At 44.3% G+C, this 22,249-nt stretch carries 20 protein-coding genes; 10 read left to right on the top strand and 10 right to left on the bottom strand.

Annotation, left to right across the window (positions count from 1 at the left end; genetic code table 11):
* Nucleotides 1-121: 121 nt before the first annotated feature.
* Nucleotides 122-1,672, bottom strand: a complete 1,551-nt coding sequence (gene nagE / locus AB6E78_RS17645) for an N-acetylglucosamine-specific PTS transporter subunit IIBC (RefSeq protein ID WP_372110541.1) — start codon at nucleotides 1,670-1,672, stop codon at nucleotides 122-124.
* Nucleotides 1,673-2,147: 475 nt separating this feature from the next.
* On the opposite strand from nagE, the gene nagA reads away from it, so the two are divergent.
* From nagA to asnB, 4 genes are all read left to right on the top strand, one after another.
* Entirely contained in the window at nucleotides 2,148-3,284 is a 1,137-nt protein-coding gene (nagA, locus tag AB6E78_RS17640; protein WP_137001203.1) for an N-acetylglucosamine-6-phosphate deacetylase, read from the top strand.
* A gap of 2 nt (nucleotides 3,285-3,286) precedes the next feature.
* Nucleotides 3,287-4,501 (top strand): ROK family protein, encoded by a 1,215-nt coding sequence (locus AB6E78_RS17635; RefSeq protein WP_017062194.1) that lies wholly within the window; start codon nucleotides 3,287-3,289, stop codon nucleotides 4,499-4,501.
* A gap of 83 nt (nucleotides 4,502-4,584) precedes the next feature.
* Nucleotides 4,585-6,171 (top strand): cation:proton antiporter, encoded by a 1,587-nt coding sequence (locus AB6E78_RS17630; protein WP_372134004.1) that lies wholly within the window; start codon nucleotides 4,585-4,587, stop codon nucleotides 6,169-6,171.
* A gap of 235 nt (nucleotides 6,172-6,406) precedes the next feature.
* Nucleotides 6,407-8,077, top strand: coding sequence for an asparagine synthase B (gene asnB / locus AB6E78_RS17625; RefSeq protein ID WP_017062196.1), 1,671 nt, complete (start codon nucleotides 6,407-6,409; stop codon nucleotides 8,075-8,077).
* A gap of 78 nt (nucleotides 8,078-8,155) precedes the next feature.
* Here asnB and rfaH read toward each other — a convergent pair whose 3' ends face one another.
* A complete protein-coding gene (rfaH, locus tag AB6E78_RS17620) occupies nucleotides 8,156-8,662 on the bottom strand; it encodes a transcription/translation regulatory transformer protein RfaH (RefSeq protein WP_017068990.1) in 507 nt (168 codons plus the stop codon).
* Between the two features lie 501 nt (nucleotides 8,663-9,163).
* Here rfaH and AB6E78_RS17615 point away from each other — a divergent pair.
* Nucleotides 9,164-10,549, top strand: coding sequence for a peptide MFS transporter (locus AB6E78_RS17615; protein WP_102393253.1), 1,386 nt, complete (start codon nucleotides 9,164-9,166; stop codon nucleotides 10,547-10,549).
* A 90-nt stretch (nucleotides 10,550-10,639) separates the two neighbouring features.
* Here AB6E78_RS17615 and hemH read toward each other — a convergent pair whose 3' ends face one another.
* The 3 genes from hemH to htpG all read right to left on the bottom strand — a co-directional run bounded on the left by hemH (nucleotide 10,640) and on the right by htpG (nucleotide 14,818).
* Nucleotides 10,640-11,602, bottom strand: a complete 963-nt coding sequence (gene hemH, locus AB6E78_RS17610) for a ferrochelatase (protein ID WP_372130452.1) — start codon at nucleotides 11,600-11,602, stop codon at nucleotides 10,640-10,642.
* Between the two features lie 277 nt (nucleotides 11,603-11,879).
* The gene (gene adk / locus AB6E78_RS17605) at nucleotides 11,880-12,524 is read right to left on the bottom strand and encodes an adenylate kinase (protein ID WP_017062200.1); all 645 of its coding nucleotides are present in this window, start codon (nucleotides 12,522-12,524) and stop codon (nucleotides 11,880-11,882) included.
* 389 nt (nucleotides 12,525-12,913) lie between these two features.
* Nucleotides 12,914-14,818: a molecular chaperone HtpG gene (gene htpG / locus AB6E78_RS17600; RefSeq protein ID WP_372134005.1), complete on the bottom strand. Its 1,905-nt coding sequence runs from the start codon at nucleotides 14,816-14,818 to the stop codon at nucleotides 12,914-12,916.
* A 271-nt stretch (nucleotides 14,819-15,089) separates the two neighbouring features.
* Here htpG and AB6E78_RS17595 point away from each other — a divergent pair, with 271 nt between their 5' ends.
* The 3 genes from AB6E78_RS17595 (at nucleotide 15,090) to AB6E78_RS17585 (ending at nucleotide 16,974) form a co-directional block, all read left to right on the top strand.
* On the top strand, nucleotides 15,090-16,001 hold the full coding sequence (locus tag AB6E78_RS17595; RefSeq protein ID WP_372134006.1) for a transcriptional regulator: 912 nt from the start codon (nucleotides 15,090-15,092) through the stop codon (nucleotides 15,999-16,001).
* A gap of 1 nt (nucleotide 16,002) precedes the next feature.
* Complete coding sequence (locus AB6E78_RS17590) at nucleotides 16,003-16,518, top strand: regulatory protein ToxS (RefSeq protein ID WP_102393250.1); 516 nt, start codon at nucleotides 16,003-16,005, stop codon at nucleotides 16,516-16,518.
* A 135-nt stretch (nucleotides 16,519-16,653) separates the two neighbouring features.
* A complete protein-coding gene (locus tag AB6E78_RS17585; protein WP_017062204.1) occupies nucleotides 16,654-16,974 on the top strand; it encodes a SelT/SelW/SelH family protein in 321 nt (106 codons plus the stop codon).
* Nucleotides 16,975-16,998: 24 nt separating this feature from the next.
* Here the strand turns inward: AB6E78_RS17585 and yfcE are convergent, their stop codons facing one another.
* From yfcE to AB6E78_RS17560, 5 genes are read right to left on the bottom strand one after another with little or no spacing between them, the layout of a single operon-like run.
* Nucleotides 16,999-17,544 carry a phosphodiesterase gene (gene yfcE / locus AB6E78_RS17580; RefSeq protein WP_372134007.1) on the bottom strand — a complete coding sequence of 182 codons (546 nt, stop codon included), beginning with the start codon at nucleotides 17,542-17,544 and terminating at the stop codon, nucleotides 16,999-17,001.
* A 47-nt stretch (nucleotides 17,545-17,591) separates the two neighbouring features.
* Nucleotides 17,592-17,999, bottom strand: coding sequence for a CBS domain-containing protein (locus AB6E78_RS17575; protein WP_017062206.1), 408 nt, complete (start codon nucleotides 17,997-17,999; stop codon nucleotides 17,592-17,594).
* Nucleotides 17,996-18,346: a P-II family nitrogen regulator gene (locus tag AB6E78_RS17570; protein ID WP_017062207.1), complete on the bottom strand. Its 351-nt coding sequence runs from the start codon at nucleotides 18,344-18,346 to the stop codon at nucleotides 17,996-17,998. The genes AB6E78_RS17575 and AB6E78_RS17570 overlap by 4 nt, the downstream gene beginning before the upstream one ends.
* Nucleotides 18,336-19,130 carry a DUF1538 domain-containing protein gene (locus AB6E78_RS17565; protein ID WP_017062208.1) on the bottom strand — a complete coding sequence of 265 codons (795 nt, stop codon included), beginning with the start codon at nucleotides 19,128-19,130 and terminating at the stop codon, nucleotides 18,336-18,338. The genes AB6E78_RS17570 and AB6E78_RS17565 overlap by 11 nt, the downstream gene beginning before the upstream one ends.
* On the bottom strand, nucleotides 19,127-19,861 hold the full coding sequence (locus tag AB6E78_RS17560; RefSeq protein WP_017068997.1) for a DUF1538 domain-containing protein: 735 nt from the start codon (nucleotides 19,859-19,861) through the stop codon (nucleotides 19,127-19,129). Before AB6E78_RS17560 ends, AB6E78_RS17565 begins: the two co-directional genes overlap by 4 nt.
* A gap of 289 nt (nucleotides 19,862-20,150) precedes the next feature.
* Here AB6E78_RS17560 and AB6E78_RS17555 point away from each other — a divergent pair, with 289 nt between their 5' ends.
* Nucleotides 20,151-21,065 carry a TIGR01777 family oxidoreductase gene (locus AB6E78_RS17555; protein WP_372051544.1) on the top strand — a complete coding sequence of 305 codons (915 nt, stop codon included), beginning with the start codon at nucleotides 20,151-20,153 and terminating at the stop codon, nucleotides 21,063-21,065.
* 43 nt (nucleotides 21,066-21,108) lie between these two features.
* Nucleotides 21,109-21,936, top strand: coding sequence for an SDR family oxidoreductase (locus AB6E78_RS17550; RefSeq protein WP_372134008.1), 828 nt, complete (start codon nucleotides 21,109-21,111; stop codon nucleotides 21,934-21,936).
* Nucleotides 21,937-22,249: the final 313 nt, after the last annotated feature.

Genomic DNA, 22,249 nt, shown 5'->3' with positions numbered 1-22,249 from the left:
TAGTTCAAAAAAAATCCCCAAGCGTGGCTTAGGGATTTGTGTATAAGAGACAGCCCATGTGGGAGGCTTTCAATTTGACACTTACTTAAGAGTAACTTTACGTCTTAATTAAGTACTTCCCTTACTGTGGAAGTTTTACATCAGATAGGTCTTCGCCTGCACCAATAGCTTTCATTTCGCCAGCTACGATTTCAGCTAGTGGGCCTAGGATAACCTGTAGGTTGTTTTCACCTAGTTTAACCACACCTTTAGCACCAAGTTTCTTAAGAACAACTTCATCTGCAACAGAGCGGTCTTTAAGAGTTAGACGTAGACGAGTGATACAAGCGTCGATTGAAGTTAGGTTGTCGTGACCACCTAGAGCTTTCAGGTATTGACGTGCAAGGTCGCCCTTTGGTGCTTCGCCAGCAGGAGCTGCAACAGCTTCGTCATCATCTTCACGACCTGGCGATTTCAAGTTGAAAGCGCGGATTGCGAAAGAGAAAGTGAAGAAGTATAGAGCACCGAAGCCAAGACCGATTAGTAGTAGTACGAATGGTTTAGTTGCTAGACCCCAGTTCAATACGAAGTCGATAAGACCAGCAGAGAAACCGAAACCGTGCAGAGTACCAAACATGTTAGCAACTACTAGAGACAAACCTGTAAATACAGCGTGCATTGCGTATAGAGCAGGAGCTAGGAATACGAACATGAATTCTAGCGGCTCTGTGATACCTGTTAGGAATGAACAGAATGCAACTGAGAATAGTGCGCCACCAACTTGGCTACGTTTTTCAGCAGGAGCAGCTAGGTACATTGCAAGTGCAGCACCTGGTAGACCGAACATCATTACTGGGAAGAAACCGTTCATGAATACGCCAGCGCCTTTATCGCCGCCGAAGAAACGGTGTAGGTCGCCAGATTTAACTGTTTCAGTTACTTCTTTAACAGTTGCAACAATTTCTGGGTTAACTGAGTTAGCAAATTCAAATGTGTACTCTTGACCAACAACTAAAGTTTTAGCTAGTGCAGGGTCAACACAAAGTTGAGAGAAGCCTTCTGCAACAACTACGATCTCTTGACAAGAGCCCATACCGAACCAGAAGTACGAGTTCAGTACATGGTGTAGACCTACTGGGATAAGTGCACGGTTAAGAGTACCGTAAACAAATTGACCGATAGCGCCAGACGTTGAAACTGCGTGAGCAAGTGCATCTAGACCAGATTGAACAGCAGGCCATACAACACCAAAGATTGCGCCAGCAACTAGAGCAAATAGACCAGCCATAATAGGAACTAGACGTTTGCCAGAGAAGAATGCTAGCCACTCTGGAAGACGAGTCGCGTGGAATGCATTGTAAGAGTGACCTGCGATGATACCTGCAAAGATACCGCCGAAGAATGACATATTTACACTAGCATCGATGTTTGTTGCGGTTGCTGTCAGAACAAAGTAAGCAACTGCACCAGCAAGACCTGCTGCGCCGTTACCGTCTTTAGAAAGACCAATAGCTATACCCAAACCAAACAATAATGGTAGTTGACTGAAGATTGCGTTACCAGCAGATGCCATGAATGCGATATCGAGTAAGTCTGGTTGACCCAGACGTAGCAGCAATGCCGCAATCGGAAGCGTTGCGATTGGTAGCATTAACGCCTTACCAAGCTTCTGCGCATATCCTAGAATATTCACCAGTTGTTTCCCCCTATAGGATTTTTTAGAATTCGTTTGAGAAACTTATTTTAGTCGCTCAATTTAGTCCTATTCAGTGTATTCAATTAATTTTGCTCCGCAAATTAAAACCTTACCATTTGTGATCCTAATCACCAGTTTTTACCAAATCCAGAGGTTTTTGCTAGCGAGATCATAAAACTTATTTTATCATTCAAAAAAATGAACATTTATGGATAAAATCCAAATCTAATCATTAGGCAAAAAGATGGTAACTCCGGGCTTATAGAGCACCGTGAATAATCATTATTGATGGACCTAAATGTATAATAAAAATCAATTGTTCATATGTTTTTCAACAACTTAAATCGCTTCTCATTTTGAAGCCGTTTGCCCATAAAAGATAAATCGTTACGTAAATGATGCTCGCAAACTAAGTCCGCATTTAGGTAACGAACGAATTTAAAAGATCTCACGAAATAAGGATTAGCTGACTATGTACGCGCTAAGTAACTGTAAAATTTACACTGGTAGTGATGTTCTAACCGATCATGCTGTTGTAATCGAAAACGAACTGATCAAAAAAGTCTGTCCTATCTCTGAATTGCCAGAAGGAATCGAGCTTCGCGACCTAGACGGAGCAAACCTAAGCCCAGGTTTCATTGACCTACAACTGAATGGTTGTGGCGGTGTAATGCTTAACGATGAGATCACTGCAGAAACCATGCAGATCATGCACAAAGCAAACCTGAAATCTGGCTGTACTAGCTTCCTACCAACGCTTATCACCTCTTCAGACGAAGATATGCGTGCGGTTATTACGGCAGCTCGTGAATACCATAACCAGTACCAAAACCAATCTTTAGGTCTGCACCTTGAAGGCCCTTACCTAAACGTTGTGAAAAAAGGCATCCATAGCGTCGATCACATTCGTAAATCTGACAACGAAATGATTGAGCTTATCTGTGAGAACCGTGACCTTGTTGCAAAAGTAACATTGGCTCCAGAGCTTAACGACCCTGAACACATCGAACGCCTGCACAAAGCTGGCGTTGTCGTTTCTATCGGCCACACCAACGCAACTTACGCAGAAGCGCGTCAAGGTTTCGAATCTGGTATCACGTTCGCCACTCACCTGTTCAATGCAATGACGCCGATGGTTGGTCGTGAGCCTGGCGTTGTTGGCGCGATTTACGATACTCCTGAGGTTTACGCTGGCATTATTGCCGACGGCTTCCACGTTGATTACGCAAACATCAGAATTGCGCATAAAATCAAGGGAGAAAAGTTGGTATTAGTGACGGATGCCACAGCTCCTGCAGGTGCTGACATGGAATACTTTATTTTTGTCGGTAAGAAAGTATATTACCGTGATGGTAAGTGTGTTGATGAAAACGGCACACTGGGCGGCTCAGCTCTGACTATGATTGAAGCAGTTCAGAATACAGTTGAGCACGCTGGTATCGCTTTAGACGAAGCTCTTCGCATGGCTACGCTATACCCAGCTACGGCTATCGGTGTAGAAAGCAAGCTAGGTCGAATCAAAAAAGGCATGGTTGCAAACCTAGCTGTATTTGACCGAGACTTTAACGTTAAAGCGACTGTTGTTAACGGACAATACGAGCACAATTAAGTATGAATGGCGGACAAATAGGTAACGTAGACTTAGTTAAACAACTAAACAGTGCGGCGGTATACCGACTTATAGACCAACAGGGGCCTATCAGTCGTATACAAGTGGCTGATGTAAGCCAACTCGCACCGGCAAGTGTTACAAAAATTACCCGCCAACTTTTAGAGCGCGGCCTAATTAAAGAGGTTGCGCAGCAAGCGTCTACTGGCGGTAGACGCGCTATCTCCCTAACCACAGAAGTAGAGCCTTTTCATTCTGTTGCTGTGCGTTTGGGTCGAGACTACATTCAAATAAGCCTGCATGACCTTGGTGGTCGTGAATTGGCTTTCCAACAGCAAGACCTGAATTATTCAGACCAATCAGACCTTACCCAAGGCTTGGTCAATAACCTCAAAGCTTTCATTGCTGAGCATCAACCAAAGATCGATCAACTGATTGCTATTGGTGTCACGCTTCCAGGCTTGGTTAACCCAACGACCGGTGTTGTTGAGTACATGCCGAATACCGACATCGATAACCTCGCATTAAGCGACATTATTCGCGATACATTCCATGTTGCTTGTTTTGTTGGTAACGATGTTCGTGGAATGGCGCTTGCTGAGCACTACTTCGGTGCAAGTAAAGATAGCCAAGATTCTATTTTGGTCAGTGTTCACCGTGGTACAGGTGCAGGTATTATCGTTAATGGTCAGGTTTTCCTAGGTCATAACCGTAATGTGGGTGAAATTGGTCATATCCAAATTGATCCGCTAGGCGAGCAATGCCAATGTGGTAACTTCGGCTGTCTTGAAACAGTAGCGGCAAACCCAGCTATCGTTGAACGCGTGCAGAAGCTGATTAAACAAGGCTATGAGTCTTCTTTAACAGAGCTTGAGCATATTACGATTCAAGACGTTTGTGACCACGCGATTAATGGTGATGAGCTAGCCAAGCAAAGCTTAGTTCGAGTAGGAAACCAGTTAGGTAAGGCTATCGCGATGACGATTAACTTATTTAACCCTCAAAAAGTTATCATTGCTGGTGATATTACCAAGGCACAAGAGATTGTTTTTCCTGCAATTAAGCGCAATGTAGAGAATCAGTCGTTAACGACTTTCCATAGCGGCCTGCCTATTGTAGCATCACAGATCGATAAACATCCTACGATGGGAGCTTTTGCTATGATTAAGCGCGCCATGCTTAACGGCGTGTTACTGCAGAAGCTTCTCGAAGACTAGAGAAAACAATTCTGATTTTCCGCGGGCCGTGTTTGTATAAACACGGCCCGTTTTTTTAAGCTAGGGAACTACAACAACAAGTTATGGAACTTATATTAATATCCACTGCGTTTATCGCAGGATTTATTGCTTTAAAGTGTCACCTTCCCCCATTAGTTGGTTTTTTGGTTGCAGGCTTTGGGCTTTTTGCCTTTGGCTTTGAAACCAATGACACCATCATTACTTTAGCTGACCTTGGTGTCACGCTGCTTCTATTTACTATCGGCTTAAAGCTCGATATCAAAACCCTACTCTCTAAAGAGATCTGGGCTGGCGCGACAATCCACAACCTTTTGTCCACTCTGTTTTTCGCCGTCGCCCTGTTTGGCTTTAAGTTCTTAGGTATTTCATCGCTAGCTGCCATGTCGGTAGAACAGATCGTTCTGCTCGGTTTTGCTCTTTCATTCTCTAGTACTGTATTTGCGGTTAAGACTCTGCAAGAGAAAGGCGAAATGAATGCGACCTACGGAACGTTAGCGATTGGTATATTGGTCATGCAGGATATCTTCGCCGTAGTATTCTTAACGGCTTCTACGGGCAAAATACCTGAGTGGTATGCAATTGCTCTGTTTGCCCTACCCTTATTACGCCCACTGTTCTACAAAGTGCTCGATTGGGTTGGTCACGGTGAGATGCTGGTTCTTTCCGGCATCTTCTTCGCATTAGTCGTCGGTGCTGGTTTATTCCATTTGGTTGGTGTGAAACCAGATTTGGGGGCTCTTGTTCTAGGTATGTTACTTGCTGGTCACCCAAAAGCCTCAGAATTATCAAAGTCGCTGTTTAACCTTAAAGAACTTTTCCTTGTCTGTTTCTTCTTGAATATTGGTCTGTCAGAGCAACCAACCATTCAAGGCTTTATGCTCGCAATCTTGTTCTTGCTGATGCTGCCAGTGAAAGGTGTTCTCTACTTCTTGGTACTCAACCGCTTCAAGTTCCGTGTTCGAACGTCTCTACTTGCCTCGCTATCACTGTTTAACTATAGCGAGTTTGGCCTCATCGTTGGTGGTCTCGCCTTCAAGATGGGTTGGATGTCGGGTGATATCTTAGTTGCCGTTGCCATTGCAGTTTCACTGTCTTTTCTAATCGCTGCTCCTTTAAACCGAGCTGGTCATAAGCTTTATCAGCAGTCAGGTAAATGGCTAAAAGAGCATGCGTCAGAAAAGCTTCACCGACGTGATAAGCGAATTGACCCTGGTCGTGCCCAAGTGCTTATTCTAGGTATGGGCCGAATTGGTACCGGTGCTTATGACGAATTACGTACTCGCTATGGCAAGGTCAGCCTAGGTGTAGAAGTGCGTGAAGAAGCCGTGCACAACCACAGAAGCCAAGGCAGAAACGTGATTTCTGGCGACGCGACTGACCCAGATTTCTGGGAGCGCATCTTAGATACAGCGAATGTAAAGCTGGTTATCTTAGCCATGCCTCACCACCAAGGTAATCAAACCGCTTTAGAACAATTAAAGTCACGTAACTTTAAAGGCCAAATTGCGGCTATTGCTGAATATCCCGATCAACTCGAAACACTGAAAGAGAATGGCGTTGATGCGGCATTTAACATTTACAGCGAGGCTGGTAGTGGTTTTGCTCGCCACGTTTGCGAACAGTTAAATCCAAATATCAATAAAATCTAGTATTAGACAGTGTTCAACTAAACCTCTCAAAACTGCCTATTTTTCGCACTTTTGAGAGGTTTTTGTTTAAAAAACCAACCGCAATTAAACATCACACACCAAAAGCACATAAAAATTAGATAATTTCTAACAGAAAACCCTTTATATTATTTTTTTGCTCACATCCGGTTGCTTTTTTTAGCCAGAATGGCAAATTGAATGCAGTTGATTTGGAAATTATTTAAAAGGAAGTTCTATGTGTTCAGTATTTGGCATTCTCGACATTAAAAGTGATGCCGCAGCACTTCGCCCTATTGCTTTAGAAATGTCTAAGAAGCTTCGTCACCGTGGTCCAGACTGGTCTGGTATCTATGCTGGTGAAAAAGCAATCCTTGCTCATGAACGTCTTGCTATTGTTGGCTTGAACAGTGGTGCTCAACCACTATACAGTCAAGACAAAAAGCACATTCTTGCAGTAAACGGTGAAATTTATAACCACAAAGAACTTCGTGCACGCTATGAAGATAAGTACCAGTTCCAGACTGATTCTGACTGTGAAGTTATCCTAGCGCTATACCAAGAGATGGGTGCAGACCTTCTAGAAGAGCTTAACGGTATTTTCGCATTCGTTTTATACGACGAAGAGAAAGACGAGTACCTAGTGGGCCGCGACCATATTGGTATCATCCCGCTTTACCAAGGTTACGATGAGCACGGCAACTACTACGTGGCTTCAGAGATGAAAGCATTGGTTGAAGTATGTAAGACGATCAGTGAATTCCCTCCAGGTAGCTTCTACTCTTCGAAAGATGCTGAACCTCAACGCTACTACATCCGCGATTGGAACGAGTACGCTGCGGTACAAGGCAACAGCACAAGCAAAGAAGAACTGACTGAAGCGCTAGAAGCAGCCGTTAAACGTCAACTAATGACTGACGTTCCTTACGGTGTACTTCTATCTGGTGGCCTGGATTCATCAATTACTTCAGCAGTTGCAAAACGCTTTGCGGCAATGCGTATCGAAGATGATGAGCAATCTGAAGCTTGGTGGCCACAACTGCACTCGTTCGCTGTTGGTCTTGAAGGCGCACCAGACCTTATCGCTGCTCGTGAAGTTGCGGACAAGATCGGAACTGTGCACCATGAGATGACTTACACTATTCAGGAAGGCCTAGACGCAATCCGTGACGTTATCTACCATATCGAAACTTACGATGTAACGACGATTCGTGCATCAACGCCAATGTACTTGCTGGCTCGTAAGATCAAAGCGATGGGCATCAAGATGGTACTTTCAGGTGAAGGTGCTGATGAAATCTTTGGTGGTTACCTGTACTTCCATAAAGCGCCAAACGCGAAAGAGTTCCACGAAGAGACAGTACGTAAACTGCTTGCTCTAAGCATGTTCGACTGTGCTCGTGCAAACAAATCGCTAGCGGCATGGGGTGTTGAAGGCCGTGTACCATTCTTGGATAAAGAGTTCATCGATGTCGCAATGCGTCTGAACCCTGAAGATAAGATGTGCGGTAACGGTAAGATGGAGAAACACATCCTGCGTGAGTGTTTTGAAGACTACCTACCAGATTCAATCGCATGGCGTCAAAAAGAGCAGTTCTCTGATGGTGTTGGCTACGATTGGATTGATACATTGAAAGCAACGGCTGAAGCAAAAGTAACGGATCAACAAATGGAAGCTGCTAAGTTCCGTTTCCCTTACAACACGCCAACAACCAAAGAAGGTTATGCTTACCGTGAAATCTTTGAGGAGCTATTCCCTCTAGAATCTGCGGCAGAGTGTGTACCTGGTGGTCCTTCAGTTGCTTGTTCATCAGCGAAAGCGATTGAGTGGGATGAGTCATTCAAAAACTGTGTCGACCCATCAGGCCGTGCAGTACAAGCCGTTCACAACGATGCTTACAACGCTTAGAGCGTTTTGAACAAATCCTAAAGACTAAAAAAGGCGCATTATGCGCCTTTTGTTTTAAGCCTATTTGTATTACTGCAGTTATGCGCGAGCTTGTAGTGCTTCGTTCTCAATACTGATTGGAACGACTTGGCTGATCATTTTCACCAGCATAATCGATCGAGCCTCACCGTCTTTCTGATCGAAAATAGCTTCAACCCCAGCAAATTGGCCACTCTGAATCTTAACTACCTGTCCAGATTCAAACTCAACACAACAATCTTCCACTTCGTTACTGCAGCACTTCTCAAACTCTTTAAGTTCAAACACCAAGTCTCCTTGGACCTCGTGCGGCAGTGAACCGAACTTAATAAAGTCCACAACGCCACGTGTTGAACGAACGGTCGTGAAGCTAGGACCTTGCTCATAGTCGAAGCGAACAAAGATGTAAGACGGAAACAGCGGTTCTTTGACCTGCTTTTCTTTCCCTCTCACCACCTTTTCGACTTCTATTTGAGGGTAAAAGCACTCTACCCCCTGATTCTCTAAGTGCTGCTGAGCGCGTTTTTGATCACCACGCTTACAGTAAAGCAAATACCAACGTTTCATTTGACTAGCCATTTTATATTTTTAGATATTTTACCACATGCCTAAAACGGTTAAATCACCATTAATAAAATGAATCGTTGCTAACGAAAAATAATGCGTAGCAGACCAATTTATCAACAAAAAGTTATAGGTGTCGGAGTGGTTAAGCATTGTACAGAGATCATTTAGAGATCAAAAGACTCATTGTTGTAAGCATATGTATGCCCCACCTAATGCGCATGCCACTCCCTTAAAACTCAAAATGATACACCAGAGCAATATATCTAAAGATTTTAATTCAACACAACTTTAATGAAGGTTATTAACCAACCAACTCAAATCTGGAAAATTAGTTTGCAGCACATCTAAAATGGGCAACATTAAAAATAAAGATATTTAATATCAACATCTTAGTTAAACCGAGTTGTCGTGACCATAAAATAAGTCTATTGCAGACTTTTATCCCACTGTGTATACATGAATGACTATAAAATCTTTTAATACCTAAAATTAGTAAAACTTATGCCAAGCAACCACAACATCTTTGGCCACCCTAGAGGCCTATTTCTACTTTTTAGCACAGAGCTATGGGAACGTTTCTCTTACTATGCGATGCGTGCCATCCTTGTCTTATTTTTGACTGACACTACCCTCAACGGTGGACTGGGTTGGTCAACGAAAGACGCACTCGATCTCTACGGTATTTACACCGGCTTAGTCTACATCACACCATTAATTGGTGGCTGGATTGCCGATAACTACCTAGGTCAGCGTAAATCAATTATGATTGGCGGTGTATTGATGGCACTTGGCCAATTTACAATGGCTCTACCTAACGGCTTCATCGGTTTAGACCAAGTGAACGCGCTGTACCTTGGTTTAGCACTGCTAATCAGTGGTAACGGTATGTTTAAGCCGAACATCTCAACCATGGTTGGCGATCTGTACCAAGAAGGCGATAACCGCCGTGACGGTGCTTTCACCATTTTCTACATGGGCATCAACTTAGGTGCGCTGCTTGGTGGCTTAATTTCAGGTGCTGCTGTCGATTCATTCGGTTGGAAAGCAGGTTTCCTAGCCGCTGGTATTGGTATGGTTATTAGCTTGATCATGCAAGTGACAATGGCTCAGTCTTGGTTGGGCAACATCGGTTCTGTACCTGCTGCTGCAAGAGCGAAAGCACTAAACAAATCTAAAGAAAAAGCGCCACTGACCAAAGAAGAGTTCGACAGACTAAAAGTGATTCTTATCATGGGTCTGTTCGTGATTGTTTTCTGGGCGGGCTTTGAACAAGCTGGCGGCCTAATGAACATCTACACTCAACAATATACTGACCGTATGATTGGTGGCTTTGAAGTTCCTGCTGCGTGGTTCCAATCTTTGAACCCATTCTTCATCATTACACTTGCTCCAATCATTGCTGCGTTCTGGGTGAAACTGGGTAAGCGTGAACCCAACTCTCCTGTTAAGTTTGCAATGGCATTGTTCTTCTTAGCACTGGGCTTTGTGTGCATGATGGGCGCGGTAATGGAGCAAGGCGGTGACCTAACCGTGAAAACATCAATGCTATGGCTAGTCGGTGCTTTCTTCTTCCATACCCTTGGTGAGCTTTGTCTATCGCCTATTGGCCTGTCGTTGGTCACTAAGTTAGCTCCGCTTCGCCTAGCATCATTGATGATGGGTGCATGGTTTGGCTTCAATGCGGTGGCAAACTACGTGGCAGGCCTGGTCGGTTCTCACGTTGGTGAGCTTGGTGCTATGTCAATCTTCAGTGGTATTGCTATCACAGCAACGGTGAGTGCCATATTACTGCTGCTTTGTGCTGGTAAGCTTGTATCATGGATGCATGGTGTAGAAACCAACATGACGCTTGAAGCAGAACCAAAAGCAGAAACTTCGGTCGCTTAATAGCTAGATCGATTTCAAGAAGAAACATCAAGATCAAAAAGGGCTGCTCAATGAGCAGCCCTTTTGTTATCTATTCAATCGCCATATCAGTTAGCGATGAAGCGCCACTAGTTCAGCCATCATGTCGATGTGTGAGTCTCTGTCGTTCAGACACATAATGTAGCTAAAGTCTGAGCCACCAGCTTCGATGAACGTCTCTTTACACTGGTCTGAAATCTCTTCCAACGTTTCCAAACAGTCAACCGAAAAGGCAGGTGCCATGATGTCGATCTTCTTGATGCCTTTACTCGGCAGTGACTCAAGTGTCTCGTCAGTGTATGGCTTCAACCACTCTTCTCGACCAAATCGCGATTGGTATGTCATGGTGATATCGTCCGCTAACAAACCTAACTCTGCCGCAAGCAGCTTTGTTGTCGCTTCACAATGCTGAGGGTAGATATCGCCTTCATCAGCCAGTCGCTTCGGAATACCGTGGAAAGAACACACTAAATGATCGGCTCTGCCATTTTTATCCCAATGACTGCGGACGCTTTCAGCCAATGCTTTTGCATAGCTTGGGTGCGCGTAGTAGTCGCGAATAAAGCGATAGCTCGGGATAACTGGCATCTGCTTAAAGGCTTTGGTCAAACCATCAGAAACCGCCGCTGTGGTTGTGCCAGAGTACTGCGGATATAAAGGCAGTACGATGATGTCCTCAACGCCCTGCTCCATCAGTTGCTCAACACCAGTCTTTAGGCTTGGGTTGCCGTAGGTCATACCCAGTGCAACAGGCATCTCTAGTTTTTTCTGGAGCTTTTCAGCTTGTCTTTGAGAGTACACAAGCAGTGGTGAGCCCTCATCCATCCAGACAGACTGATACAGCTTAGCAACTTTAGGCGAGCGAATCGGTAAAATCACGCCATGTAATATAGGACACCAAAGCCAACGCGTTAGGTTTACAACTCGCTTGTCGTGTAAGAATTCACTCAAAAATCGACGAACGCCAGCGGGGGTCGCCGCATCTGGCGTTCCTAAGTTCACCAGTAAAACGCCCTGCTTTTTATTATTTTCCATAGATACCTGAGACCAATATGTGATTTTCTGGAAAGTAATATACTAATCTGCATAAGTTTAAGATCATTGCGCCTCAATGAAAGTCTGAATAATCATTCTTCATATGAGATACACAAAATCCACTCTCAATTGCTAGCCACTGCCGTCGGGTCTGAACCGTTCTGAATCATGTGCAATCAAGTTATATAGATTGGTATCGTACTAAAAATTGAAACAAAAAAAGCGACCCTTAAGGTCGCTTCCAATATATCAAATTCTAAAACTGGCTGTTAGCCAATTATGCTAGTGCTTTCTCAAGTTCTGCACTAACTTCAGCAACTTGCTTAGTACCGTCAAACTTAAGGTACTGAGTGTTACCTGCTTCAGCTTCTTTACCGTAGTAAGAGATTAGCGGAGCTGTTTGATCGTGGTATACACCTAGACGTGCACGAACTGTTTCTTCTTTGTCGTCATCACGTACCACTAGGTCTTCACCCGTTACGTCATCTTTACCTTCTTCTTTAGGCGGATTGTACACAGTGTGGTATGTACGACCAGAAGGAAGGTGAGCACGACGACCAGCCATACGCTCAACAATCACATCGTCAGCTACGTCAAATTCAACAACGTAATCAACAGCGATGCCCATTTCTTTTAGGCCATCAGCTTGTGGGATTGTGCGTGGGAAACCGTCTAGTAGGAAACCTTTCTCACAGTCATCTTGAGCGATACGCTCTTTGATAAGACCAAGGATAATTTCATCAGAAACTAGCTGACCAGCGTCGATTACTGATTTTGCTTGCTTACCAAGCTCAGTACCCGCTTTGATAGCAGCACGTAGCATGTCACCAGTTGAAATTTGAGGGATACCAAATTTGTTCATGATGAAGTTAGCTTGAGTACCTTTACCCGCGCCAGGAGCACCTAGAAGAATGATGCGCATGTTTAATCCTCTTATAAAATTATGATTTATACCGAAGCTCACTATCCCTCCATTCTTGCTCATTTTTAGGATGAACAGAAAGCGTTAAGTAACCATTGAGGCTAAGCAAAACTGTGAACAGAAGCAAAACGGTAAGTTTCGGTATAACGTTTAAAAATCATACAACTGGAGATAGTTGCTTCTTAGCCCCAGCTGATTAGGTCGAGCATTCTATCACATTAATATTCAATTTGGCTGAATTTACGACTAAAGAATGCATCGACAACATTTGTTTTGACGATAACGGTGACGTTGACCACGTTAGGTCAATTTTCAACGACGTTCATAAAAAAAAGCCCGCATTTGCGAGCTTTTTATTGTAATTGTTGGCTTAACCTAAAGTCGAAAGACTAACGCTTTGTTAGTAGCTCGTTGATTGCACCCAAGAATTGTGACGGATCTTCAATTGAGCCCTTTTCAGCCAGCATCGCTTGACCAAGTAGCAACTCAACCCAACGACCAAACGCTTGCTCGTCTGCTTCGTCAGCCATCTGTTTAACCAGTGCGTGCTCAGGGTTAATCTCGAAGATGTACTTCACTTCCGGTGCCGCTTGACCCGCAGCTTCAAGAAGCTTCGCCATTTGCGTGCCCATTTCGAAGTCGTCAGTCACAACAACCGCAGGTGTTGTTGCTAGCTTGAAGGTCGTACGAACTTCTTTAACACGACCACCTAGGTAAGATTGAGTGCGCTCTACAACAGATTTGAACTCTTCTTCTGTCTCTTTTTGCTTCTCTTTCTCTTCTTCACCTTCAAACTTGCTTAGGTCTAAGCCTGCTTTAGTGATCGATTGGAACTGTTTACCGTCGAAGTCAGTCAGGTAGTTCATTACGTACTCATCAATACGATCGTACATTAGAACCACTTCAATACCTTTAGCTTTGAACTGCTCCAAGTGTGGGCTGTTCTTAGCGGCAGCGTAGCTATCTGCTGTCAGGTAGTAAATCTTATCTTGGCCTTCTTTCATGCGCTCAACGTAAGATTCTAGGCTGATGGTTTGTTCAGCAGAATCCACTTCCGTTGACGAGAAACGAAGTAGACCAGCGATCTTCTCTTTGTTCGCCATATCTTCAGCCGGGCCTTCTTTCAATACTAGGCCGAACTCTTTCCAAAACTCTAGGTACTTATCATTGTCATTCTTCGCCATGCGCTCAAGCATAGTCAGTACACGCTTGGTACATGCGCCACGAAGAGACTGAGTTACCTTGTTGTCTTGCAGGATTTCACGAGACACGTTTAATGGCAGATCGTTTGAGTCAATCAAGCCACGAACGAAACGCATGTAAGATGGCATGAACTGCTCTGCGTCATCCATGATGAATACACGCTGCACGTAAAGTTTCAAGCCACTCTTGTGGTCACGGTTCATCATGTCCCAAGGTGCTTTCGCTGGGATGTAAAGCAGGCTTGTGTAATCGTTCTTACCTTCAACCTTGTTGTGGCTCCAGGTTAGTGGATCAGCAAAGTCGTGAGATACGTGTTTGTAAAACTCTTGGTACTCTTCTTTCTCGATATCAGACTTGTTACGAGTCCAAAGTGCTTGCGCCTTGTTGATCTGTTCCCAATGTTTCTCTTCGGTGTCTTTACCTTCGTCATCTTTCACTGCTGTGAAGATAGAAACAGGAATGCCGATGTGGTCAGAATATTTACCAATCACTTCACGCAGACGCCACTCATTTAAGAACTCTTTACCGTCTTCACGCATGTGCAGAACGATGTCAGTACCACGAGACTCTTTAGTGATGTCTTCGATTGTGTAATCGCCTTCACCTGCAGAGTGCCACTGAACAGCTTCATTGTTCGGCAGGCCAGCTGCACGTGTGCGAACCGTTACCGCGTCTGCGACGATGAATGCAGAATAGAAACCCACACCAAATTGACCAATCAGTTGAGAGTCTTTGCTTTGGTCTTCAGACAGCTTTGAGAAAAAATCTGCAGTGCCTGACTTAGCAATCGTACCTAAATGCTCAATAACGTTGTCGCGGCTCATACCGATACCGTTATCAGAAATGGTTAACGTGTTTGCTTCCGCGTTGAAAGAAAGTTTTACACCTAGATCTGCATCACCTTGGTAAAGGTCACCGTTCGATAGAGCTTGAAAACGAAGCTTATCAGCCGCGTCAGATGCGTTAGAGATCAGCTCACGTAGAAAGATTTCTTTATTTGAATACAGTGAGTGAATCATTAGATGAAGTAGTTGTTTTACTTCAGATTGAAAGCCACGAGTCTCTTTATTTTGCGTTGCCGTTTCGCTCATTTTTACTCCAAAACATCTATACTTTATGTTGAATAATCATAGGGGCGTAACACTTGATGCCACTCTTCTGTTCATTAACATGAGGATGACAAATGTAAATTCAAGGTCAAAAATCATAAAAACACTGTTTTTTTTATCTGTTTTTATTATCCTTGAGCCTGATAAATATAAAAGAACATAAAATAAGCCATGATTTGGTGAAGAATTAACGGAACTTCACCTGAGATTTGTCTATTTCGCCCCCCAAAACAATCCAAAATAGAAGAATTCAATGAGTAATATCGGCACAAAGTTTATTCTCGCACAACGGTTCGTATTCGACCCAAACAGCAATTCACTTGTCGATCAAATGAGCGACGGTGAAGTCGTACGTCTTGGTAGCAATGAAAGCCGCATTCTCTTGATGCTGTCAGAAAGGCCTAATGAAGTTATCACTCGTAATGAATTGCATGAGTATGTTTGGCGAGACCAAGGCTTTGAGGTGGATGACTCAAGCTTAACGCAAGCCGTATCGACTCTGAGAAAGATGCTCAAAGACTCGACTAAATCTCCTGAATTCGTAAAGACAGTACCGAAGCGCGGTTACCAATTTATTGCGACCGTTGAGCGCTCTGCGCCACTGTCATCAAATGATCAGCCAGTAGCCGCTGAAATTGCAGAAAATGACGTTGAACCTATCCTAACGTTTGCAACGCCTGCAGCGACTGAACAAGCAATCACTGACACATTTGAACCTGAGCCAATTACAAAAGTTCAACAAACTAAAGTGGCAGTAGAACCAGCAACCGCTCCTGTTGTAGCTCCGGCTAAAAGCACCAATAAATGGTTAACATTTTGGTTACTGCTTGCCGCTTTCATCATGCCGATTCTCGTTTTAACGTTTACTACCCCGGTGGAGTCCGAGTTCACGGTTTTGACTGAAGTGGATGGTGTAAAGGTTCAATCACCGGTTAACCACCCAGACCTCAGCAGTTGGCTGCCAGCAATAGAAAAGTGTGTATTAAGTTACAACACGAGTCACACTGGTGTGTTAAAGCCGGCTAAAGTGATCGCTACAGGAGGACAAACCAATAACCTTGCCCTCAATTACATTCACCCGCAAGATTACTCGAGCGAAAATGTAACCCTAAGAATTTACGCAAACCAGTCGGATGTAAACGACATTTGTAACGGTGGTAAGTAACATGAAATTAAAAGTATCGATTATCTTACTGGTTCTATCGGCATTTTTGAGTGGTTGGCTATATTGGAGCAGCAATGCAAAAGTAGAGCGCTTGCTCACTCAGCATGAATGGCAGTCGAGAATGGTGACGCTGATTAGCGATAACAAGCAAGCTGACTCAATAGGCCCACTTCGTAGAGTTGAACTATCATCGAATGCGAAATACCTACCAAATGGTACATATTTAAGAATGTCAGTGGTTAGACTTTACGGTAATCAAACTGAGCCTGCGAATGTCATCAACATCTCTGAAACGGGTCAGTGGGATATTAACGATAACTACTTACTGATTTCGCCAACGGAGTTTAAAGATGTGACCTCGGCTCAGCGCCAAGACTTTTCAGAAGAACAGCTAGAGCTGATCACTCAAGTCATTAAGATGGACGCAGAGCAAAGCCGCCGCATAGATATTGTTAACCCGAAGGCACTGCTACTGACTAGCTTAAATCATGGTTCTACCGTATTGTTTTCAAACTAAGATTGGATCGCTATTTACTGTTTATGAATAGCTGAATACCATGAAACGGTAAACCAATAGAAAAAAGGGGCATGAAGCCCCTTTTTTGTTAGCCGTTGGTATCAAATTACGGATGTAGCATTTTAAGGATTAACCATGAAAACGGAACAACCTAATCTGGCGCCAGCGAAAGAGACAGCAACAAAAGCCACAATCGCGATACACTATTGCCGTCAATGCAATTGGATGCTTCGCTCTAGTTGGTTATGCCAAGAGCTACTGCATACCTTCAGCGAAGAAATTGAACAAGTGAGCTTACACCCAGACACAGGAGGCAGGTTCGAAATCTTTTGTAATGGTGTGCAGATTTGGGAAAGAAAAGCAGATGACGGCTTTCCAGAGGCGAAAGTTCTGAAGCAAAGAGTACGAAACATCATTGCTCCAGACAGAGATCTCGGCCACGTGGACTCAAAATAAGCCTTTCACAGCCGATCCAATGATTTAAAGCTGACCACTCACGAGAACATCACCTTCAAGGCTAATGACTTTGAAGGTATTGTTTTCATAGATGCCATAGCTTGCCGCGTGTCCCTCTCGTGGGAATGTCACCGAGCTAGGGTTAAAGATAAAGATGTCATATTGGTATTCGGCGACAGGAATATGGGTATGACCGTGTGCAATGATATCGCCCGCCTTCAACGCAGGGCGTTTATTGGTGTTGTACAAATGGCCATGCGTTAGGAAGATACGCTGGCCTGATTCTAATAGCACCCACGAGTAATCCATCATCATTGGAAAAGACAACAACATCTGATCCACTTCGCTATCGCAGTTACCACGAACAGCAATGATCTCTTGAGAAAACGCATTCAACTTATCTGCAACCGCCGGCGGGTTATACCCTTCTGGGATCGGGTTTCTTGGTCCATGATTCAGAATGTCACCCAATAGAACTAAATATTGCGCACCAGACGCTTGGTAGAGTTCTAATACCTTTTCTGTTGCTGGCAGCGAACCGTGTAGGTCTGAAGCAAAAAATAATTTCACACGTACTTCTCCATAAAATTTATGAGCCTATTGTACGTATCTAAATGCTACACGTCATCTCTCGCCATACCGTTGATCACGATATTATTGTAACTAACCATACCGACTATCTTGTTATCACGAACTACTGGCGCACGACTGATACCAAAGCGTTCAAACAGGCGAGCGCAATACTTTACGTTCATCTCAGCAGACACGCTTAGCGCTGGCTTGGTCATGATCTCATAAACATTGGTTCGCTTTGGAGATCGGTTCTTAGCCAGTACTTTCTTGGCAATGTCATTCATCAATACGATGCCGTATTCGTCATCTTCGTGGCGTTTATCGACAATGATTGCCTTCACTTTGTGCTTTTTAGCCATCTCTATCGCTTCTAACACCGTGGTTAGCCCATCGATAATCACATACGTATTGGCCATGACATCGCCTACTCGGATCTTTTCACTGGTACTCATAGCTCATCCTCCACAACCTTTGTTAACGTCTCGACTTGATGCGCAACCCCGACTGCGTCTTCGATATCGATCTGCACCGCTATACCTTGTCCTGACTCCTGGTCAAACTCACCGACTTCGCCAATAGTTTCAAGAATATGCCTCGCTAAGTGTTCCTCAACCACAAACAGCAACACATCTTTTTGTACCTCTAGCGTTAGGCCAAAGAAGGTGGTTTTTTGGTTTAAGCCTTGCCCTCTGGCGTTGTTAATCACCGTTGCTCCAGTCGCGCCCGCATCACGCGCGGCATCGAGCACAGTGTCGGTCTTGCTCTCTTCTACAAACGCTAAGATAAGTTTAAAGCGCATCTTTGCTCTCCTTAGAGGTGTGTAAACGGTTTAACCATTGTGTTATTTGGGCATAGCCCATCACTGAAATGATGGGAAATAAGCTGGCAAAGGCGATCAATCCAAAGCCATCAATGACAGGATTTCTTCCTGGTACGGTTGAAGCAAGTCCAAGCCCGAGCGCCGTCACTAAAGGGACTGTCACCGTTGATGTAGTGACGCCACCCGAATCGTAGGCCAATGGAATAATGAGTTTTGGGGCGTAAAAGGTTTGAATGACCACGACGACATAACCAAAAATGATGTAGTAGTGGATCGGGTCACCCGCAACGATACGGTAGCTGCCCAGTGAGATACCGATAGCAACGCCCAATGCCACGGCGATCCTCAGCCCATTGACGCTGATACTGCCACCGGAAACTTGGTTCGCCTTAATCGCTACAGCAATCAAAGAGGGCTCGGCTATCGTGGTGCTGAAACCAATACAAAACGCGAAAAGATAGACCCAGTAATAATCAAACCAAGCCAAAGCAAGACCAGAACTGATCTTAAACTCAGTCAAAAAACTTGGCTCGGTGAGTTGCATTGCCATCGTCTCCCCTAGAGGGAATAACGCGAGCTCCAATCCCATCAAAAAGAGTGATAAGCCAAGAATGACGTAGAAGAAACCGATCAGCACTTTGGCTAGGTTATTGACTGGCTTTCGTAATACCGCCAACTGAAAACCGAAGATGATGATCGCAATCGGGATCACATCCATCACAGTGCCGAGAAAGGTGTCGATAAATTGTTGAACACTGATCATGTCACCACCATCCCGTACACCATGACAAACATCATCGGCAGCAACGAAGCAAACGCGATCAACCCAAAACCATCTATCATCGGATTACGCCCTTTAATTGCCGAGGCTAAACCCACCCCTAACGCAGTTACTAATGGGACGGTGATCGTCGATGTCGTTACTCCACCAGAGTCATACGCAATTCCAATGATGCTTTCCGGAGCAAATGCAGTGAGCACGACCACTCCAATATATCCACCGATGATCATGTACTGGATTGGCCAACCTTTTAAGATTCTCAGCACACCGAGTAAAATAGCGATACCGACTGACAGTGCCACAGTAAAGCGCAGGCCATTGGCATACTGCTCCATTTCATCTAACGTATTGGGGATTACACCTCCCTCAGCTGCCACTTCTGCGGCTTCGGCAGCGACTGCGGTTAACGCTGGCTCGGCTATGGTGGTACCAAAACCCAAACAAAAAGCGAAGATCAATAACCAGAACACACTCCCCTTTCTGGCAAATGCTTGAGCCATCGATTCGCCAATTGGAAACAACCCCATTTCAAGGCCAAAGATAAAGAAAGTGAGTCCAAAAACGACGAGCACTAAGCCAGTCAGAATAGATAAAAGATGAGGAAGTGGCTCTTGTAAGACAGCAAGCTGGAAGAAAGCGATTACCGCCACGATTGGCAATAGATCCCTCAGGCTACCTAACATGGATCGAAACAAAGCAAGCACCGCCGTCATCGCAATTCCTTGTCGCTGGTTATGAATTAATAATAATCATGGCAAATCCTTATCATTGCTTATGTGACAAATATTACGCAGTTGGTAACATATCCAAGTAAAGTGCATAAGTGTGATAACGGTACACATCCTGACTTGATGAATTTAATTTCACTCCTTTGTAAATTGAAAAAGGCGTAATTTGGGCATCACACGATTGAAACCTTATGATCGTTATAGTGATTTTTTCGTATTGATTGGCGACTAAAAACAAGCCATGTCTATAATTATGTTTAATAGGGAGATTGGTATGAAGATATTGTTAACGGGTGGTACTGGATTTATTGGCTCTGAATTGGTCAAGAGTTGGAACACTGACGACGTGACATTGCTGACGCGGAGTCCTGAAAATGCCAAGCAAAACCTAAATCACCTCAACCAGAACAACCTTCATTACATTCGATCCCTTGATGAGCTCAGTGATCTCAATGACTTTGATGTGGTGGTCAACCTCGCGGGTGAACCGATTGCCGATAAGCGTTGGAGTACAGAGCAAAAAGAGAGGATCTGTAACAGTCGCTGGCACATCACTGAAAAGCTGGTCGAACTAATTCATGCCAGTAGCAACCCGCCACACGCTTTTATTAGCGGTTCAGCCGTCGGCTACTATGGCGATCAACAGCAGCACCCGTTTGACGAGTCACTGCAAGTAGAAGATGAAAGCTTTCCTCATAAAGTCTGTGCCCACTGGGAAGAGATAGCCAAGCGAGCACAATCAGAAAGCACACGCGTGATACTACTGCGAACAGGGGTTGTACTTGGCGAGAATGGCGGCGCACTCAAGAAGATGCTATTGCCTTATAAACTCGGCGTCGGTGGTCCAATAGGTTCAGGTGAGCAGTACATGCCATGGATTCACATTCTCGATATGGTTAGAGCCATCAATCACTTGTTGTCTATCCCTCACGCTCAAGGGGAATTCAATATGTGTGCCCCTCACCCTGTGACCAACAAACTGTTCAGCAGCACGTTAGCGAAACAATTAGGCCGACCGCATTTCTTATTCACGCCGAAATGGGCAATGTCGATTCTCATGGGGGAATCATCTTGTTTGCTATTTGACAGCATTCGCTCCAAGCCGAAGAAACTCACTGAGATGGGATTCATCTTTAGTTACTCAAGAATCGAGCCAGCACTAAAAAACTTGTTACAACATCAAGACTAATTCTTTACCCTAGAGCGATAGAGACTCTAATAAAGGATTAAGTGTGAACAAGTCGATTCTGATTACCGGTTGCTCAACAGGTATTGGCTATACATGTGCTCATGCACTTCAAAAGCGTGGTTTTCATGTCATTGCATCTTGTCGTGATCCACAAGATGTTCAACGCCTTCAAGATGAAGGCCTCACCTGTATTCAATTAGATCTTTCCAACCAAGAAAGTATTGAGCATGGCGCCAAGCTTGCTATTGATCTCGCACCTAATGGATTGTATGGATTATTCAATAACGGTGCTTACGGTCAAGCAGGTGCGCTAGAAGACTTACCGACCCAAGGACTCAGAGAACAATTCGAAACCAACTTCTTTGGTTGGCATCATCTCGTCTGTCAGATCCTTCCGCACATGCGCGAGCGTGGCGAAGGTCGAATCGTACAAAACAGTTCCGTATTAGGTTTTGCAGCCATGAAGTATCGTGGTGCTTATAATGCTTCTAAATTCGCGATTGAGGGTTGGACAGATACCTTACGATTAGAACTGCATGGCAGCGGTATACAGATCTCATTACTGCAACCAGGGCCAATTGAGAGTCAATTTAGAACCAATGCCTTGAAAGCGTTCAATAAATGGATCAACATTTCTGGCAGCGCCCACCAAGACGCTTACCAACAACAAAAAGATCGACTCGAAAAAGAATCATCGAATAACGCTTTTGTCCTGCCTCCAGAAAGTTGTATTGAGCCGGTATTCCATGCTCTCACCGCCGACAAACCCAAGCTAAGATACCGAGTTACGACCCCGACTAAAGTGTTCGCGGTATTGAAAAGGATTCTACCGAGTCGCTTGCTAGACCCTATTTTGAGAAAAGCTGCATAAATTACTAACTTTGAATGCAGAGTCGCAAACTTTAATGTAACGATGTAATTTTTCCGTAACAATAAGATGTCATGATTATCCTATCCCATCAGTTATTCCCAATTGATGGTTCTACTCTGGAAATCTCATGACTTTAAACCGCCTTAATTGGGTAGGTGTGGGTCTGGCAATTACGCTGTTTATACTGTTTTGAGTATCTCACGCAACGCCTCACTGACTACCTCGATGATAACGCTATGCCTTCCATGTTGAGATAACAACTCTATCAACATCGAAGCATAGCGTTTTTCTATTTTTGGTTCTTTTTATCCGA

It is taken from the genome of Vibrio sp. 10N.247.310.98, from assembly GCF_041467395.1.
Lineage (GTDB): Bacteria > Pseudomonadota > Gammaproteobacteria > Enterobacterales > Vibrionaceae > Vibrio > Vibrio crassostreae_C.
The sequence above is the reverse complement of the archived record's forward strand: the minus strand, read 5'-3'. Positions and strand labels throughout refer to the sequence as shown.

What these genes read in the sequence shown, in the direction of transcription:
- nagA (WP_137001203.1), top strand. Translation starts at nt 2,148, where the DNA reads ATGTACGCGCTAAGTAACTGTAAAATTTACACTGGTAGTGATGTTCTA.
- AB6E78_RS17635 (WP_017062194.1), top strand. Translation starts at nt 3,287, where the DNA reads ATGAATGGCGGACAAATAGGTAACGTAGACTTAGTTAAACAACTAAAC.
- AB6E78_RS17630 (WP_372134004.1), top strand. Translation starts at nt 4,585, where the DNA reads ATGGAACTTATATTAATATCCACTGCGTTTATCGCAGGATTTATTGCT.
- asnB (WP_017062196.1), top strand. Translation starts at nt 6,407, where the DNA reads ATGTGTTCAGTATTTGGCATTCTCGACATTAAAAGTGATGCCGCAGCA.
- rfaH (WP_017068990.1), bottom strand. Translation starts at nt 8,662, where the DNA reads ATGAAACGTTGGTATTTGCTTTACTGTAAGCGTGGTGATCAAAAACGC.
- AB6E78_RS17615 (WP_102393253.1), top strand. Translation starts at nt 9,164, where the DNA reads ATGCCAAGCAACCACAACATCTTTGGCCACCCTAGAGGCCTATTTCTA.
- hemH (WP_372130452.1), bottom strand. Translation starts at nt 11,602, where the DNA reads ATGGAAAATAATAAAAAGCAGGGCGTTTTACTGGTGAACTTAGGAACG.
- adk (WP_017062200.1), bottom strand. Translation starts at nt 12,524, where the DNA reads ATGCGCATCATTCTTCTAGGTGCTCCTGGCGCGGGTAAAGGTACTCAA.
- htpG (WP_372134005.1), bottom strand. Translation starts at nt 14,818, where the DNA reads ATGAGCGAAACGGCAACGCAAAATAAAGAGACTCGTGGCTTTCAATCT.
- AB6E78_RS17595 (WP_372134006.1), top strand. Translation starts at nt 15,090, where the DNA reads ATGAGTAATATCGGCACAAAGTTTATTCTCGCACAACGGTTCGTATTC.
- AB6E78_RS17590 (WP_102393250.1), top strand. Translation starts at nt 16,003, where the DNA reads ATGAAATTAAAAGTATCGATTATCTTACTGGTTCTATCGGCATTTTTG.
- AB6E78_RS17585 (WP_017062204.1), top strand. Translation starts at nt 16,654, where the DNA reads ATGAAAACGGAACAACCTAATCTGGCGCCAGCGAAAGAGACAGCAACA.
- AB6E78_RS17575 (WP_017062206.1), bottom strand. Translation starts at nt 17,999, where the DNA reads ATGAGTACCAGTGAAAAGATCCGAGTAGGCGATGTCATGGCCAATACG.
- AB6E78_RS17570 (WP_017062207.1), bottom strand. Translation starts at nt 18,346, where the DNA reads ATGCGCTTTAAACTTATCTTAGCGTTTGTAGAAGAGAGCAAGACCGAC.
- AB6E78_RS17565 (WP_017062208.1), bottom strand. Translation starts at nt 19,130, where the DNA reads ATGATCAGTGTTCAACAATTTATCGACACCTTTCTCGGCACTGTGATG.
- AB6E78_RS17560 (WP_017068997.1), bottom strand. Translation starts at nt 19,861, where the DNA reads ATGACGGCGGTGCTTGCTTTGTTTCGATCCATGTTAGGTAGCCTGAGG.
- AB6E78_RS17555 (WP_372051544.1), top strand. Translation starts at nt 20,151, where the DNA reads ATGAAGATATTGTTAACGGGTGGTACTGGATTTATTGGCTCTGAATTG.